Raw genomic sequence first — 17,507 nt, 5'->3', positions numbered from 1 at the left:
TTTACACGACCATGACACCCCCACCACTTAACCACTACAACTTCCGGTACGGTAGCCAGAACTACACGCAGCTGGTCACTATAGAACAAGCAGCCGATGACATTTATGGCGTTGTCAACGCTGATGCCTCTGCCTTTGCCCGCAAACTTTGGCAACAACGATTCAGGATTGTACCGATGTGTCAGTCGGCCCGTATCTACACAGCCAGTGCCGGAAACCCCTATCCCCTACCCGATCCCGGCAACTGGCAAACCGGAACCAACGACTGACCGTTGCAGACCACCTCGACCATGCAGCTGGTTTTCTCTACAACCGCAGCAGCAGCCAGCCATTCAACCTACCCACGGCCGACAGCCGCAGGACAGTCTACCCCGACCCGCCTACGGCTTTTGTTAACACGGCTCAATCTGAGAATTATCTAATTGCGCTCGCCGGCAACCGCGTAAACTTTTCACCGAAATGCGTAAACGCAAAATGGCTATTCAGTATACCCCCCAGACCCCCGCTCGACAAAAAGTACTATTATTTGTGTGTCTATTTTTTGCCATACAAAGTACTATGTGCACAGGACAGCAATTAACGCTCGATTCTATAGCTACCTACGAAGAATCGTATCGGTATTACATGCAGCAACGGTGGAAAGCCGACCGGAAGGAATTTACTGCCGTGAGCCGGAACAAATGGTGGTATTATCTGCCAACAGCGGGCTACAACCTACGTAGTCCACTGGTACACCTGAACACCGGCGTGCTGGCCCAGATTGACCATGACCGGGTAACCCGGGGCGCCAGGCTTGAAAGTATAGATGCGAGATACCAGGTTGAGTTCACCGAGACGCTCGGACGCATACGGGCAGAACACCGGAAGCTACAGGTACGAAAAGACCAGCTGCAGCGCGACCGTAAGCTGCTCGACAAACTGAATCGAATTCGGCAGATACACGACGAAGCCCACCGCAGCCAGACTATGACCCCCGAGGAGTACATCCGGAACGTGTACCAGCACGAAGCGGCTATAAGCCTATGGGAAGCCAAACAAGCCGACTGGGAGGTTGCGCTACTGGAGTTCTGGAACTTGTGCCGTTACCAGATGCCGGCAAGCCGACTCGTGGAGATCGCCGATGCTGATTGTCCCGTTGTCACGGATCACGATACGGCCGGAACCTTCACAACCGTAGTTACTGAGTTGCCCAGGCCGAAAGAATCTGCTGGTTCTTCCAGTCGTCGACAACCTTAGCGTAGATCATTGTCGTGTGCAGATTCGAATGACCAAGGGTTTTCGACACGACTTCCAGCGGTACGCCTTTCATCAATGACAAGGTAGCCCACGTATGCCGGGCCACGTGCGACGACACCCGCGACCATTTGGGCACTTGCGTAATGTAAGGCACTCCCCGACGGTATTCTATTTGCTCAACGAGTTCGGTAAGCCCCGCCAGTTCGCACACGTCTTTTATGTAGTCGTTGTATTTCTGATTACTCAGTACGGGCAGTAGTCGGTAGTCGCCTGCGTAGCGATCCAGGATAGTCTGCGCATCGGGCAGGATCGGGATTTCGATCCGCTTGATTTTGGTAGCCCGGCGACTGACCGACTTTTCGGGTATGAGCACGATGACTGAATACGGCCCGCGATTTTCGATGTGCCGATGCTGCAGCCGCCAGAGGTCAGCGTACCGTAACGAGGTGTAGCACTGGAACAGAAAGGCATCGCGTACCCGTATCAGATTTGGGGGCATGGCGGCCGCATGAAGTTTCTGCAGGTCAGCTTCGGTCAGATAGATTCGATCCGAAGGAGCCGATTCTTTCTTGATAGTCGCGTGCCTGGGATGTAAGGTAATTTCGAGCGTATCCCGACAGTAACGAAAGAAAGTGATCAGATGCTTGCAAACCTGACCCACACTCGACGGCTCCAGACCATCGTCAAGCATTGAACCGACTACCGACTGATGCACTTCGGTGGTATAGTGCTCGGCTCGTAGCGTTCCGAGTCGGTCAGACAGTCGACGCAACCGGGAGCCGGTGTTCCGCATCGACTTGAGCGTTGCCGGTTTGAACTCCGACCGGCGTGATTCTACATATTCGTCATAGAGCGTAGGCAGATCGGCAACCCGACGCACGGCCCGACCCGATACGGCAGTACGCAGGAAATCATTGGTGATAGCTACATCCGCGTTTCGGGCATCGCGATACGCCGTGCGTAGTTTATCACGTAGCCGCTCCAATGACTCGTTGGCCTGTTGGTAGCCGGGCATCGACCTACGAAATTTTTGGGTCTCCTGATTCCAGTCCGACGGCTTGCACTTCTCGCCAGTCGACAATACGAGGGTACCCCCATTGTGGTTAAATTCCAGGAATATCGGAGCGAAGCCCGACCGATCCTGCTTGCTGATTTTCTGCTTAAAGTAGATTTCGTTCATTGGTCGGATGGTACGACCGTTTGGTCGGATCGTTGGTCGGATACTATACGTAGTATATGCCAATAAGTCACGTAGTGAACACAGACCCAGAAAACGAAAAAAGGCGCAAATCAGCTTGATTTGCGCCTTTTTCTACAACTTGTGTAGCGTAAGTTGTGACCGATACGGGAATCGAACCCGTGTTACCGCCGTGAAAGGGCGATGTCCTAACCGCTAGACGAATCGGCCGTCTTTGTGAAAGACCCAACGCTTAAGTTTTTAGCCGCTGCGTTGTCGAATCGTGGTGCAAAAGTACGGCAGCGATCTTAAAATGCAATAGTATGGGGCAAAATTTTTTCAAAAAACCGCTTCCTGACCGTTTTACTCCTATTTTTGAGGAGGTTAGCCTTTCATTTTTTTTTCGCCTTCATGAAACACGTTTTAGTACTTGCCATGTGGATGGCCGCTGCCTTATCGGTATCAGCCCAGACCACAACCCCCACCGCTTCATCACCTGCGTCCTCCCGTATTGATTCACCCGCTCAGTTCCTGGGTTATAAAGTCGGGGATCGGTTCACGCCACATCATCGCGTGCTAGCCTACGCCGAACAGGTAGCCCGCCAGGTCCCCAGCCGCGTTCGGCTCATTCCGTATGGTACGACCTACGAAGGTCGCCAGCTAATGGTCGTAGCCATTGCATCGGAGGCCAACCTGAGCCGGCTCGATGAAATCCGCACCAATAACCTCAAACGAATTGGCATGCTGGAGGGTAGTCCATCCAGCGCTGCCCAGCCCGCTATCGCCTGGTTGAGCTACAACGTTCACGGCAACGAAGCCGTGAGCTCCGAAGCGTTTATGGACGTGCTGTACCAGTTGCTGGACCCCGCCAATCCTGTTTCGCAGAAGGTGATGAACGCAACGGTAGTCATCCTCGATCCGGGTCTCAATCCCGACGGCCACGATCGGTATGTGAACTGGTACAACCAGATGATGGGCCGCTCGGCCGACCCGACCCCCGCAGCCCGCGAACACAACGAACCCTGGCCCGGCGGACGCTATACCCACTACCTGTTTGACCCCAACCGCGACTGGGCCTGGCAAACACAGGAAATTACGCAGCAGCGGATGGCGCTTTACCAGCAGTGGATGCCCCACCTCCACGGCGACTTCCACGAGATGGGCGTCGAGAGCCCATATTACTTTGCGCCTTCGGCCAAACCCTATCACGAAGACATCACCAAGTTTCAGCGCGATTTCCAGCAGACGATCGGCCAGTATTGCAGCCGCTATTTTGACCGCAACGGCTGGCTTTACTACACCCGCGAGCGTTTCGACCTCTTCTACCCCAGCTACGGCGACACCTACCCCACCTACAACGGTGCCATTGGCATGACTTACGAGCAGGGCGGTAGCGGCCGGGCCGGCCTGGCCATCGAAAAAGCCGACGGCGACACCCTTACCCTGCGGCAGCGCATCGATCACCACGTAACGGCCAGCATCGCCACTCTCGAATCCGTAGCCGACCGCGCTCCGGATGTGGTTAAGGAGTTCGGCCAGTTTTTCGATAACGCCCGCAATAAGCCCATTGGCGCTTACAAAAGCTATGTCATCAAAGCCAACGGCGACGCGGGTCGGCTGAAGGCCCTCCAGCAGTTACTCGACCGGAACAAGATCAGTTACGGGTATGCCGGCAAGGCCCAGACCCTGCCCGGCTTTAACTATACGAGCCAGAAGAATGAGAAAAGCGTTTCGATCGCTCCCGAAGATGTGGTCATCAGCGCCTATCAGCCCAAATCGACCCTGCTGAAAATCCTGTTCGAGCCTAACTCGGCCCTGGAGGATTCGGCCACCTACGACATTACGGCCTGGTCAATGCCATACGCCTTCGGTCTCCAGACGTATGGCCTTACCACCCGCCTGACCCCATCGGCCACGGCGCCTGCCGCAGCTGCCGCACCAGCGCCATCGACCACGAAGCCTTATGCCTACGTAGTTCGCTGGCAGTCGATGCCGGCGGTACAGATGCTGGCGGGTCTGCTGAAACAGAAGATACGGGTGCGGGCGGCTGAAAAACCGTTCGAGCTGGAAGGCAAAACATATCCCTCCGGTACGCTCATTGTGGCCCGGGCCGGTAATGAACGTTTCGGCGACCGGCTCGATGCCCTGGTTCGCGCCGAAGCTACCCGCACCGGTGCCGATCTGACACCGGTGCAAACAGGCTTTGTAACGAAAGGATCTGATTTTGGTTCTGACTTCGTAACCGCGCTGAAGGCTCCGCGGGTTGCCGTAGTCGTAGGCGATGGCACCCTCCCACCGGCTGCGGGTGAGGTATGGCATTACTTCGATCAGGAACTCAATTACCCCATCTCGGTCATCGACGGCAATGCTCTCGGCAGCGTTGACTGGAACAAGCTCGACGTGCTGATTCTGCCGACGAACTACAACTACGGCCGCTTCCTCAACGATCGTGTGCTGGCCGCTGTCAAAGGCTGGATCCAGTCGGGCGGTAAACTTATTGCACTCGAGCGGGCTACGGCTTTCCTGGCCGGCAAAGACGGGTTCGACCTGAAAGAAAAAGAAGATAAGTCGGCCAAAGACAAGGAGAAAAAAGGCAATGCCGCTGACTCGCTCAAACTCTACGGCGACCGCGAACGGACCGCTATTTCGGACGAGACACCGGGCAGTATCTACCGCGTCAATATCGACTCGTCTCACCCGCTGGGTTTTGGCCTGACCAACGGGTATTACACACTGGTGCAGAACGCCTATAATTTCGATTTCCTGAAAGACGGCTGGAACGTGGGCTACCTTAAATCAGACAATTACGTAGCTGGTTTTTCGGGAAAGAACGCGAAGGAAAAACTTAAAAATACCCTGCTGATGGGCGTCCAGAATTACGGACGTGGCAGCGTGGTTTATCTGGCCGATGACCCGCTATTCCGGGGCTTCTGGTACAACGGAAAGCTGCTCTTCGGCAACGCAGTATTTATGGTTGGCAACTGATCATCCATAAACCAGCAATGCAGGACGCAACGGCCCCCGGGTCGTTGCGTCTTTGTATTGTCTATCCGGTATAATTACTCAATCCGGTACTTTTTTATCCATATACGCCAATCCCATTGATTAGTGCGACCTCTACTGCTTTCGTTAGTCACCCTGCTGCTCAGCGTTCCTCTGCTGGCCCAGAAAAAGAATGAGTCATACCAGCTTCACATCAGCCGGGCCGCTTCGCCGGTGGTGGTCGACGGCCAGGTGGATGAACCCGCCTGGCAGGCCGCCGAGGTAGCCGATAACTTCTGGATGGTACTGCCCATGGATACCAGCCGGGCACAGGTTCAGACCGAGGTACGTATGACCTACGATGACCGGAATCTGTACCTGAGTGCCGTTTGTCACCACGGTAACCGGTCGGGCCCTTACATTGTCGAGTCGCTCCGGCGCGACTGGAACTTCGGCCGCAACGACAACTTCATCTTCTTCATGGATACCTTCGACGACCAGACCAACGGGTTTACCTTCGGCACCAACGCCGTTGGGGCGCAGTGGGATGGGCTCCTGTACGAAGGCAGTAAAGCCAACCTGAGCTGGGATAATAAATGGACCTCGTCAGTCCGTAATTACCCGGACCGGTATGTGCTGGAAATGGCGATCCCCTTCAAAACCATTCGGTATAAGCAGGGCATCACCCGCTGGGGCATCAACTTCAGCCGCCAGGACCTTAAAACGACCGAGAAGTCAGCCTGGGCACCCGTTCAGCGGCAGTTCCCGACGGCATCGCTGGCTTATACGGGTGTGCTCGTCTGGGACCAGCCCCCCCCGAACCCCGGCCCCAACATTTCCATCATTCCGTACATGCTGGCCGGCCTGACACGCGATTACGAACGTAACATTCCAACTACGGGCCGCTTCGACGCCGGGCTGGATGCTAAAGTAGCCGTTACCTCCTCGCTGAATCTGGACCTGACGGTCAACCCTGACTTCTCGCAGGTAGACGTTGACCAGCAGGTGACCAACCTCGACCGCTTCGAGCTGTTCTTTCCGGAACGGCGGCAGTTTTTCCTCGAAAACGGCGATCAGTTCACCAACTTCGGTTACGCGACCATACGTCCGTTCTTTAGCCGACGGATCGGTCTGGGCGGGGTTCCGATCCGGTTCGGAGCCCGATTGAGTGGCAAGCTCAACAAAGACTGGCGACTGGGCCTGATGGACATGCAGACGGGACGGGTAGACGATCTGGCCCTGCCCGCGCAGAACTTTGCCGTACTGGCCCTGCAACGGCGCGTCTTTGCCCGCTCGAACATCGGCGTCCTGTTTGTCAATAAGCAATCGCTGAACTACCAGCCCGGTGCCGATGCCCCGGCCTACTCACAGTATAACCGGAATCTGGGCGTCGAGTATAACCTGGCGTCATCCAATAACCTGTGGTCGGGGAAAGCCCTGTTCCTGAAATCGTTTCAACCGGGGGTGGCGGGCAGCGATGCCGTCTATGCCGGTAATCTCCAGTACAACAGCCGGCAGTGGCTCGTTGGCGGTCAGCTCGAAGCGGTGGGTAAAAGTTATACGGCCGAAGCAGGCTATGTGCCGCGCCGGGGGTATCAGCGGGCTACCGGCACCATTGGCTACACCTTCTTCCCTACTGGCAGCCAGGTCCTGAGCCATGGCCCCCAGGTTCAGTCTACGTATTTTTTCGATCCGGAAGGGCGTAAAAGTGACAGTGAAAGCCTGCTGAGTTACCTGATCACGTTCCGCAGCCGGGCCACGCTGACGGGCTGGGTAGCCACCGACTTCGTACGGCTGCTGAGTCCTTTCGACCCGACCAATACTAACCGCGAAACGCTGAATACGGGCACCGAACACCGCTGGAATGCCTGGGGCACCCAGTTTATCTCGAAACCACAGAGTTTGTTCACGTACGGGTTCACGTCCCGATACGGCGGTTACTACGCCAACGGTACCCGCCTGAACCTGACCGCCGATGCCGGTTACCGGTTTCAGCCCTATGTCAGTCTGGCGATGAGCGCCAGCTACAACGATATCCGGCTGCCCCAGCCCTGGGGCCAGACGACGTTCTGGCTCGTTGGTCCGCGATTCGACGTCACGATGACCAACACCCTGTACCTGACTACCTTCGTGCAGTACAACGAGCAGCAGCAGAATATGAACGTAAACGCCCGGGTTCAGTGGCGGTACAAGCCAGCCTCCGATTTTTTCCTGGTTTACACCGACAACTACCTGCCCGGTGCCGCTCAGATCGGGCAGGATGTGCCCGGACTGTTCTCGGTTAGAAACCGGGCGCTGGTGCTCAAATGGACATACTGGTGGAACATCTGATCCGGCGTAGTCGAACAAACGCGGGTGGGGCTGGTTAGATGAACACCGGCCGGCTGGCCCTTTAATATCTATACACTACTGACAGTCAACGTTCATGAAAACTCTGCTCCGTTTCTTCCCCATGGCCGCTGTGGCCTTACTGCTCACGTTCTCGCTGACCAGCTGCGAACTCGTTGGCGATATTTTTAAGGCTGGTGCCTATACGGGCATTATAGGCGTGGTTATCGTGATTGTTTTAATCATCTGGCTGGTATCCAAACTCTTCGGGGGCGGCCGGCGCAATGTTTAAATCGCCTTTATGGTCAGCCAGCCTGGTGCTGGTGTAGTCCGTAAACACCAGGAGCGCCAGACCCGCGAGGTCTGGCGCTCCTGGCCTGTCAGTCTGGTTGTTTTATTGGGTTACCAGTTCCAGCAGTCCATCGCGTTGCAACACGGCCCGCTGGCGTTCGCTCAGCTCATCGGAAGCGCGCATGAGGGGCAGACGAACCTCGGCCGAAATCAGCCCCATAATCTCCAGAATACTCTTCACCCCAACGGGATTGCCTTCTTCGTAAAGCAGCGGATCGATACGCAGGAAATGGCCAAGCTCTTTCTGAGCCATGGCAAAATCGCCCTGTAGGGCCGCATCGATCATGGCCGAGAACTTAGCCGGGAACGCATTGGCGATAACCGACATGACGCCTACGCCACCAATGCTGATGATCGGAACGCCCTGCACATCGTCGCCCGAGATGAGCAGAAAATCATCGGGTTTGTCGCGCACGATCTCCATACACTGCTCAATTACGCAGGACGCTTCTTTCACCCCGATGATGTTGGGATGCTGCGCCAGTTCGCAGATCGTTTCTGCCGTCATGTTGATACCCGTCCGGAACGGAATGTTATAGAGAATAACCGGAACCGGGCTGGCATCGGCCACGCGCGTAAAGTGCTCGATGACGCCCCGTTTGCCGGGTTTGTTATAGTACGGGCAAACTGACAGGATAGCATCGACCCCGTCGAAGTCGATGGATTTCATGCCTGATACCACATCAGCTGTTACGTTGCCTCCAACCCCGAAAACGATGGGCAGCTGGCGGGGGTTGTTTTCTTTCAGGTACTGAAGCAGCTGGGCTTTCTCCTGCTTCGTCACCGTTGGCGACTCGCCGGTAGTGCCCTGCAGGACGATATACCGGACGCCCCCGTCGGAGACATGCCGGATGATGCGGCCGAAGCCGTCGAAGTCAATGGAATGATCAGCGTTGAAGGGCGTCACAATGGCGACGCCAACGCCGTGAAATTGAGTGGTCATGATGTGCCGCACGGACTAATTTGACAACAAAGTTACAGGAAATTAAGCGGGAAATATCTAGTAAATATCTATACGTTCAGCATAGCACTAAACTCGTCTTCACTGATCATGCTCACCCCCAGTTGCTGGGCCTTGCTGACTTTGGAGGGGCCGGCATTCTCGCCTACAATCAGGTAGTTGAGTTTTTTAGAAACCCCGCTGAGCAGTTTACCACCATGAGCGGCTATTTCGGCTTCGAGTTGCTCGCGGCTGTAGTTGACAAAGGTGCCGGTATACAGAAACGTTTTGCCCGCCAGCGTATCACTCAGGGCTTCGACTACCTTACGTTCGCCGACCATAGTTAGCCCGGCCGCCCGCAGCCGCTCTACGTAGAGCCGGTTGTCAGCTTCCGAAAACCACTCAACCAGACTCTGGGCAATTCGCGGACCGACGTCCGGCACATTGGCCAGGATTTCGAGCGAGGCATTCATCAGCTCATCGATGTTCCCAAAATAGTCGGACAGGCGTTCGGCGGTGGTGTTGCCTACGTACCGGATACCCAGCGCAAACAGCACGTTGGCAAACGACTGCCCTTTGGATCGGTCAATAGCGGTCAGGATATTGTCAACGGTTTTCTGACCAAACTTCACCACCCGCACCTTCCCGGTTTCTTCCGGGCCGCTGTCGGCGGGGTACGCTTTTTCGAGACCCAGCAGATCGGCGTTGGTCAGGTCGTAAAGATCGGCGGGTGTCTGCACCAGTCCCCGCTCGATCAGCAGTTGTATTTTTCCTTCGCCCAGGCTTTCGATGTTCATGGCCCGGCGCTGGATAAAATGTTCGAAACGCGCCTGCCGCTGCGGAGGACAGCCGTTGGTATTGGTACAATAAAAATGAGCCTCTCCCTCGCGCCGGACCAGCGGAGTGCCGCAGGCAGGGCATTCGGTCGGATACGTAATCGGCTCGGTTTGTCCGGTCCGTTTACTCAGGTCGACGCCCGTTACCTTCGGAATAATCTCGCCCCCTTTTTCGATAAAGACCGTATCGTGCAGCATGACCCCCAGCCGGGCAATTTCGTTGGCGTTATGCAGCGAAGCCCGCTTGACGACAGTACCGGCCAGCAGCACCGGCGTCAGCAGGGCAACCGGGGTAACCGCTCCCGTTCGACCCACCTGGTAGTTAATTGCGTTCAGGGTAGTGCTGGCCGCCATGGCTTTGTACTTGAAGGCAATTGCCCAGCGCGGGCTTTTGGCCGTATAGCCCAGTTCCTGCTGCTGGTCATAGCGGTTCACCTTGATCACGATTCCGTCGGTGCCGAGGGGCAGATCAAATCGTTTGGTTTCCCACTCGTTGATGTACAGCATCACCTCGCGGATGTCGGCGCATTTTTTCCAGGTAGGCGATACGTTGAACCCCCACGTCTTCATGGCCACCAGGCTTTCTTCATGGGTGTTGAAGAGCGACGTACCATCGGGAGCCGGTTCGGATAAAAACGAGTACAGATAGCAGTCGAGACGCCGTTTGGCTACGGCCGTCGAGTCCTGTTGCTTGAAGGTTCCCGAGGCTGCATTGCGCGGGTTAGCCAGTAGCGGCTCACCAATATCCTCGCGTTCTTTATTGATGCGCTCAAACTCCGCCAGTGGCAAAAAACCCTCGCCCCGCACCTCAAACAGAGCCGGTGGGTTCAGCGCAGCCGGAATCCGTAACGGCACCGTACGGATGGTCCGGATGTTATGGGTAATATCGTCGCCCCGCACCCCATCGCCCCGGGTGGCCCCCTGCACCAGCACCCCGTTTTCGTAGGTCATGCTGAGGGCCACACCATCGAATTTTAATTCGCAGATGTACTCGACATCAGCCCCGTCGAGCCCTTTCCTGACGCGGGTATCGAACTCGACCAGCTCCTCCTCCGAATAGGTGTTACCCAGCGACAACATGGGGAAACGGTGGTATACGGTAGCAAAATCCTTGCTTACGGTACCGCCCACCCGCTGGGTAGGGCTGTCGGCCTGCCGGTACTCCGGGTGCTGTTTTTCGAGGCTGGTCAGCTCATCCAGCAACTTGTCGAAGGTGAAATCGTCGACCTCCGACGTGCTATTTTGGTAGTATTGATAGTTATAGTGATTCAGTCGTTCCGTTAATTCGGCAATTCGTTGCTGGGGTGTCATAAGGCAGTAGGCAGTTTGTAGCCAATCACTCAAAACCCAATAGGTTTTAAGCCGGCAATATGGGTATTGTTTCTTCGTTCGGCCAAAAAAAAGTACTTTTACGAGACAAAAATAGTGGTATGTCACAGCCTCTCATCGCCCCTTCTCTACTCGCAGCCGACTTTGCCAATCTGCAACGTGACCTGAACCTGATCAACCGCAGTGAGGCCGATTATCTGCACTTCGACGTGATGGATGGCGAGTTTGTTCCCAATATCTCGTTTGGTTTTCCCCTTCTGGAAGCGGCCCGCACTCACTGCCAGAAGCCCCTGGACGTCCATCTGATGATCGTTCAGCCCGACCGGTACATCGATGCCTTTGCCGACGGGGGCGCAGCCATTATTCACGTTCACTATGAAGCCTGTACGCACCTCCATCGTACGCTGACGCACATTCGTGAGCGCGGCTGCCAGGCGGGTGTAGCGCTGAACCCCCATACGCCCGTCGAAGGCCTGATCGATGTATTGGAGTCAATTGATGTGGTGCTGATCATGTCGGTCAATCCGGGCTTTGGCGGGCAGGCATTTATTCCGCATACTCTCCCCAAAATAACCCGGCTCAAACAAATGCTGGTGGCCAACCAATCGGCTGCGCTGATCGAAGTAGACGGCGGAGTAGGTGTGGGTAATGCTGCGGCTTTACTACAGGCCGGGGCCGATATCCTGGTAGCAGGCAACTCGGTGTTTCGGGCTGCCGATCCGATCGAAGCGGTTCAGCAACTAAAAAACAGCCATCGGCCAACGATGGCCTGAGTGCAACAAACCAACCCCGTAACGTAGCGCCCAGTACGGCGACCTAACAACAGAACTGTTTATGAAGAAAACCTATCTGGCCGTTGCCCTTAGTTTGTTGACCCTGGCGACGGCCTGCCGCAATGAACAAAAACAAGCTGAAACCACGACCACTTCTACCAGCGCGTCAGCCCCTGAGTCGACTCCTCCGCCGGCTCCCGACTGGGCCAGGAACGCTACCATATATGAAGTAAATACCCGCCAGTTTTCTCCAGAAGGCAATTTTAAAGCCGTTGAAGCCCAGCTCCCCCGCCTGAAAGAACTGGGTGTCGATATTATCTGGCTCATGCCCATCTACCCGATCAGCCAGAAAAACAAAAAAGGCACACTGGGTAGCCCCTACGCCGTTGCCGACTACAAGGCCGTTAACCCCGCCTATGGAACCCTGGCCGACTTCAAGGCCCTGGTCACCCGGGCCCACGCGCTTGGCCTGCGGGTCATTCTCGACTGGGTACCGAACCATACCGGCTGGGACCATGTCTGGACGCAGCAGCACCCAGACTGGTACACGCTGGTTAACGGGAAAATGATTGCGCCTATCGATCCGAAAACGAACAAACCGACCGACTGGACCGATGTCGTTGACCTCAACTACGACAACCCGGACATGCGCCGGGGTATGATCGAAGCCATGCAGTACTGGATCAAGGAATGTGATATCGACGGGTATCGCTGCGATGTGGCCGGTTTTGTACCGAACGACTTCTGGGCCGAGCTCCGCCCGCAGCTGGATAAGATCAAACCCGTTTTCATGCTGGCCGAATGGGAGGATGAACCGGATCACTTCAAGAGCTGCTTCAACATGAACTACGGCTGGAGCATGCACACCATGATGAAGGCGGTGGCCAAAGGCGCACGTACGGCCGACAAGATCGATTCGCTGCGACTGGCCAACCAGAAGCGGTTCCCGGCCTGGTATTACCAGATGCTGTTCACCCAGAACCACGACGAGAACAGCTGGAATGGAACGCTGGCCGAGTCGTTCGGTCCCGCGGCCAATGCGCTTATCGTCCTCAGCAGCACGCTGGAAGGGATGCCGCTGGTCTATAACGGCATGGAGTCAAACCTGAACAAGCGGCTGGCTTTTTTTGAGAAAGACTCAATACCCTGGGGCAATTACAGCAAGAATGACTTTATCAAGGCGCTACTCACGCTCAAACACCGGAATACGGCCCTTTGGAACGGACCTGCCGGTGGAAAAGTGGTAAAAATTCAGACCGATCACGACGACAAGGTCTATGCCTTTTACCGCCAGCGGGACAACGATCGGGTGGTGGTGCTGCTCAACCTGAGCAACCAGCCGCAGGAAGTACGCCTTAACGGGTCAGGATTCGAAGGCACCTATACCGAAGTCTTTCAGCATCAGCCCGTAACGCTGCAACCCGCCATGAGTGTTGCCATGAAACCCTGGGAGTATCGGGTAATGACTAATTAAGTTTGCTATTTTTGAGTATTGGCTGACGTGTGGTACGGAACGACACCCTGAAACCAGCCCTGCCAATGGCGGTTCGGGGGTTGCCGATCAGCTGTTTTTATTCAATATAGACATCTCATGTGTACGCAGCGTCTTCTGACCCTGATTGGTGGCTTGCTGAGCCTTACCCTGTCGGGTTCGGCACAAACCGCCAACCGGGGCACGCTACAATGGGCCAGCCGCGTGGTAGGTGTTTCGTCAGAAAAGAAAGGCGAAACGACTGGCGACCAGTTTAAGGCATCGCAGGCGCTGGGGCGTCCCAACAAACCGCTGCAGCTTGGAACTACCCCCTGCGCCTGGGCTCCGTTCTATCCGGATGGAACCACCGACGAGTGGGTGCAGGTCGGGTTCGACAAACCCATCCGCGCCCGCCAGATCGTCGTCGCCGAGAATATTAATCCGGGCGCCGTGGTTCGCGTTATCGTGCTGGATGAAAATAAACAGGAACATGTGGTGTACCAGAATGCAGGAAACCAGCCGCGTCAGGACCCGCTGCTGCGTATTTTTCCGACCAACCCCACCTACGTCTGTCATCAGATCAAAGTAGTCATCAACGGGGCGGCTCTGAAAGGCATGAACCAGATCGATGCCATCGGCATTTCGGAAGATCCCAGCCCCGTTAGCGTTGGCATCAACGTATCGGCGAATACGCCCAAGGAAATTCAGAAAGAAAACCTCGGCAAAACCGTCAATTCGCCGGGGCAGGAAGTAGCCCCCGTGATCTCGCCCGATGGACGCACTCTGTATTTTACGCGGGGGCTGAACAAAGCCAACATCGGCGGAGCAGAGCATCAGGACGTCTGGTACGCAACACTCGCGTCGGCCAGTAGCGGTAATCCCGCCAGCTGGAACGAGGCCATTAACATAGGTTCTCCCATCAACAACGCGGGCGACAATGCCATCAGCGGCATGGCTCCCGACGGCCGAACAGCCTACCTCATTAACGTATATCAGCCCAACGGTTCTATGTCGTTCGGCATCTCCAGGTCGATCCGGACCAAGGCAGGCTGGTCGCAACCGGTTGAGTGTAAGATCGCCAACAACTACAACCTGCACGAAGAGAACCAACTGGAATTCTGCGTCTCGCCCGACGGGCAGGCCATCATTCTGGCCGTACAGCGGAAAGATACCCGCGGCAACCGGGACCTGTACGTGTCGCTGCAACTACCGGACAAGACCTGGGCAGAGCCCGTCTCGCTGGGTGGCGTCGTGAACACCGCCGATGCGGAGAGCTCGCCTTTTCTGGCCGCCGATGGGCGTACGCTCTATTTCACGTCTATGGGACATCCTGGTTTCGGCAATGGCGACATCTTCGTATCGCGCCGGCTCGATGACTCATGGGGCAACTGGAGTGAACCCGAAAACCTGGGACCAGCCATTAACACACCCGAATGGGACGGTTATTTCACCATTCCGGCCTCGGGTGATTTTGCGTACCTGAGTTCGCGGGCGGGCTCGATGGGCGAAGACGATATTTTCCGGCTCAAGCTGTACCCGGCCATCAAACCCGACCCCGTGGCCATCGTATCGGGGCAGGTGCTCGACGCCCAAAGCAAAAAGCCCGTTGCGTCGGAAGTCATCTCGGGTATTTTCAACGAAAACAAAGCCGTCAGCAAGGTAGACTACAACCCGGAGACTGGTGAGTATAAGCTCATTCTGCCCACCCAGAAAACCTACAACCTGACCGCCAGCCGTGAAGGCTATTTCCCCACGACCGAAACCCTGGACCTGAGCAAAGACAAACGATTCCGTGACATTCGGCGCAACCTGTACCTGGTCAAGATAGAGCCGGGCCAGAAAATTATCATGCGCGATGTGTTGTTTCAGCAGAGTGAGTTTGCGCTCCTGCCGGGTGCCAGCGTGGAGCTGGACCGGGTGGTAGCCATGCTGGAAAAATACCCCGCTATGGAGCTGCTCGTTGAAGGGCATACAGATAACCAGGGCGACTGGGAGCCCAATATGAAGCTGTCGCAGGACCGCGTTCGGGTGGTGAAAGAGTACCTGACGGGCAAGGGTATTGTCGAAAGCCGAATTCAGACCAAAGCCTGGGGACCCAGTAAACCGATTGCCAGTAACGAGACCGAAGAAAAGCGGAAACAGAACCGGCGGGTAGAATTCACCATCCTTAAATTGTAAAAGCGATAGGTACGGACTTACTTTTGCGCTAATATGCTGCAATCACCCGCTACTAACCGCACAATGAACGAATCCCGTTCGGGTTTACTTGCTTCGCTGAGTCGGTCACAATGGACCATTTATCTGATTCTGCTCCTGGCGCTGGGCCTTCGGCTGTACAAGTCCAGTGTACACGGTCTTTACCTCGACGAGAAGTTTACGCTGGTCAACACCCAGGGCGTTTCGCTGGAAGGCGCCAACCAGCGCGATGTGTTCCATACGCCCGGTAAAGTGTATTTTACCCCCCAGGAGTTCTGGAAACCCAAACAACTCAACGATTACATCCGGGCTATCATTCAGACCGATATTGGTAACAGTGCCTCTCACTACGCGCTGCTCTGGGCCTGGATCGAAGTGTTTGGCCTGAGCGATCTGTCGATCCGGATGCCGTCTATCATTTTCAGTACCCTGATCGTCGGTCTGCTGTTTCTCCTGGTCAGGCGCTACCTGAAATCCCAGCCACTGGCCCTGATTGTAGCTGCGCTGGCGGCTGTAGAGCCTTTTTTCATCGCCTACAGCCACATGGCCCGCAACTACTGCATGACCATTTTTCTGTGTCTGCTGGGCACCTGGCTGTTTTTGCGTATTCTTGACAAACGAGCGGAGGGCAGGCAGCCCATCGGCCTGTATGTCGGCTATGGCCTGTCGTTTGCACTGGCGACGCTGGGCCATTATCTGGCTTTTACCGTTTTTCTGTGCCACGGCATCTATCTGCTGCTCTTCAACCGGGATCTGAAGACCTACATCGGCTTTGGGCTGAGTACGGTGGGCGGGGCGGTTGGCCTGATTTTACCCTGGTTCGTATATGGGGGAGGTAAGTACACCCTCTTTACGCTGGCGTACCAGGCCAAACTGTACGGCGGACTGGCCCTGACGAACCCGTATAACAACGGATTCGGGATCATTTTACCGGCTACGCTGGCCAATATTGTGAAGAAGTCGATACCGGTCTGGGCTGATCTGTTCATGATCTCGAACGGCCTTTCGGCGGAGACGCTGGCGTTCCGTAATCTGGTCATCGCTGTTGGTTTTGGCCTGATTGCCCTGCTGGTGGTAGTTCGGTTCGGTCAGAAAAATCAGCCACCAGCCTGGGTTAAAGTCGCGGTGCCGATACTGCTGGTTGCCGGCATGGCTCTGTATACGATCCAGTCGGCCCGGCTGGTGGTGGCGGCTGCCCTACCCCTGCTCTACTACCTGCTTTACCAGGCTTTTGTGGCCCATAACGACCGGTCCGAACGACGTTTTCTGTACCTGATGGTTCTCTGCAGCACCATTCCGACGCTGGTTCTGATCGCCTTTGCGGTTCGAAATGGCCATACCTACGGCATCACCCAGCGCTATTCGGGCTTTTCGTTCCCCTACGCGCTGACGCTGGTAGGTCTTATTATCCAGCAGCTGTTCCGGCAGCCTGCCTACCTGCGGCTGACGCTCGGGGCGATCCTGCTCGTACAGGCTTATTTCATCGGCGATCTGCTGTACCGGATCTACGAAGATCAGGCGCCTAAATACACCTACTACGGTCGTTACCGGATCGAAAACCCGTACAACACGGCCGCCCAGCGAATCATCAGCCAGTATGCGCCCGGCGATACGGTACTATACCCCTCGGCGCGTACGAACCCCCGCGACGAAATCGAAAAGACGTATACGACGCACTCGATCATCGACGCCCAGTATACAAACCTGTATCTGCCCAAAGACGCTACATACTATCAGCGGATGGATACGACCCAGACCGACCGGATCATCCTGATCAAAGGAAAAACCGGCCAGCGCATTACGATCTACGATTTCGAAGGCACCAAGTATCGCTACTAGCGTCTGGCTTCGAACCGACCGCACAAACAGTACCGGGCCGACGCTGACG

Annotated in this window: 12 protein-coding genes and 1 tRNA gene; 9 read left to right on the top strand and 4 right to left on the bottom strand. The window is 55.8% G+C overall.

Going from position 1 to position 17,507, the window contains the following annotated elements; translation table 11 throughout:
• Positions 1 to 11 precede the first annotated feature (11 nt).
• Together EQG79_RS09075 and EQG79_RS09070 are read left to right on the top strand one after the other, a co-directional pair.
• The gene (locus EQG79_RS09075; RefSeq protein WP_129601241.1) at positions 12 to 269 is read left to right on the top strand and encodes a hypothetical protein; all 258 of its coding nucleotides are present in this window, start codon (positions 12 to 14) and stop codon (positions 267 to 269) included.
• Between the two features lie 289 nt (positions 270 to 558).
• Positions 559 to 1,236, top strand: coding sequence for a hypothetical protein (locus EQG79_RS09070; RefSeq protein WP_129601240.1), 678 nt, complete (start codon positions 559 to 561; stop codon positions 1,234 to 1,236).
• Here EQG79_RS09070 and EQG79_RS09065 read toward each other — a convergent pair.
• Together EQG79_RS09065 and EQG79_RS09060 are read right to left on the bottom strand one after the other, a co-directional pair.
• Positions 1,178 to 2,416 carry a site-specific integrase gene (locus tag EQG79_RS09065; RefSeq protein ID WP_129601239.1) on the bottom strand — a complete coding sequence of 413 codons (1,239 nt, stop codon included), beginning with the start codon at positions 2,414 to 2,416 and terminating at the stop codon, positions 1,178 to 1,180. The two genes, EQG79_RS09070 and EQG79_RS09065, sit on opposite strands and share 59 nt — an antisense overlap.
• A 156-nt stretch (positions 2,417 to 2,572) precedes the next feature.
• Positions 2,573 to 2,644 (bottom strand) — tRNA-Glu (locus tag EQG79_RS09060).
• Positions 2,645 to 2,824: 180 nt separating this feature from the next.
• Here EQG79_RS09060 and EQG79_RS09055 point away from each other — a divergent pair.
• From EQG79_RS09055 to EQG79_RS09045, 3 genes are all read left to right on the top strand, one after another.
• Positions 2,825 to 5,398 (top strand): M14 metallopeptidase family protein, encoded by a 2,574-nt coding sequence (locus EQG79_RS09055; protein WP_129601238.1) that lies wholly within the window; start codon positions 2,825 to 2,827, stop codon positions 5,396 to 5,398.
• Between the two features lie 123 nt (positions 5,399 to 5,521).
• Positions 5,522 to 7,726, top strand: a complete 2,205-nt coding sequence (locus EQG79_RS09050) for a carbohydrate binding family 9 domain-containing protein (RefSeq protein WP_129601237.1) — start codon at positions 5,522 to 5,524, stop codon at positions 7,724 to 7,726.
• Positions 7,727 to 7,820: 94 nt separating this feature from the next.
• The gene (locus EQG79_RS09045; RefSeq protein ID WP_077921825.1) at positions 7,821 to 8,015 is read left to right on the top strand and encodes a hypothetical protein; all 195 of its coding nucleotides are present in this window, start codon (positions 7,821 to 7,823) and stop codon (positions 8,013 to 8,015) included.
• Positions 8,016 to 8,117: 102 nt separating this feature from the next.
• Here EQG79_RS09045 and dapA read toward each other — a convergent pair whose 3' ends face one another.
• Both dapA and ligA read right to left on the bottom strand, forming a co-directional pair.
• Entirely contained in the window at positions 8,118 to 9,017 is a 900-nt protein-coding gene (dapA, locus tag EQG79_RS09040; RefSeq protein WP_077921824.1) for a 4-hydroxy-tetrahydrodipicolinate synthase, read from the bottom strand.
• Between the two features lie 68 nt (positions 9,018 to 9,085).
• Positions 9,086 to 11,161 (bottom strand): NAD-dependent DNA ligase LigA, encoded by a 2,076-nt coding sequence (ligA, locus tag EQG79_RS09035; RefSeq protein ID WP_129601236.1) that lies wholly within the window; start codon positions 11,159 to 11,161, stop codon positions 9,086 to 9,088.
• A gap of 119 nt (positions 11,162 to 11,280) precedes the next feature.
• Between ligA and rpe the strand changes: the two genes are divergently transcribed.
• The 4 genes from rpe (at position 11,281) to EQG79_RS09015 (ending at position 17,458) form a co-directional block, all read left to right on the top strand.
• Complete coding sequence (gene rpe / locus EQG79_RS09030) at positions 11,281 to 11,952, top strand: ribulose-phosphate 3-epimerase (RefSeq protein ID WP_077921907.1); 672 nt, start codon at positions 11,281 to 11,283, stop codon at positions 11,950 to 11,952.
• 61 nt (positions 11,953 to 12,013) lie between these two features.
• The gene (locus EQG79_RS09025; RefSeq protein WP_129601235.1) at positions 12,014 to 13,426 is read left to right on the top strand and encodes an alpha-amylase family glycosyl hydrolase; all 1,413 of its coding nucleotides are present in this window, start codon (positions 12,014 to 12,016) and stop codon (positions 13,424 to 13,426) included.
• Positions 13,427 to 13,543: 117 nt separating this feature from the next.
• Positions 13,544 to 15,601 carry an OmpA family protein gene (locus tag EQG79_RS09020; RefSeq protein ID WP_129601234.1) on the top strand — a complete coding sequence of 686 codons (2,058 nt, stop codon included), beginning with the start codon at positions 13,544 to 13,546 and terminating at the stop codon, positions 15,599 to 15,601.
• A gap of 63 nt (positions 15,602 to 15,664) precedes the next feature.
• Positions 15,665 to 17,458, top strand: coding sequence for a glycosyltransferase family 39 protein (locus tag EQG79_RS09015; protein ID WP_240699319.1), 1,794 nt, complete (start codon positions 15,665 to 15,667; stop codon positions 17,456 to 17,458).
• Positions 17,459 to 17,507 lie beyond the last annotated feature (49 nt).

Origin of the sequence: Spirosoma sordidisoli, from assembly GCF_004138325.1 — a bacterium.
Lineage (GTDB): Bacteria > Bacteroidota > Bacteroidia > Cytophagales > Spirosomataceae > Spirosoma > Spirosoma sordidisoli.
The sequence above is the reverse complement of the archived record's forward strand: the minus strand, read 5'-3'. Positions and strand labels throughout refer to the sequence as shown.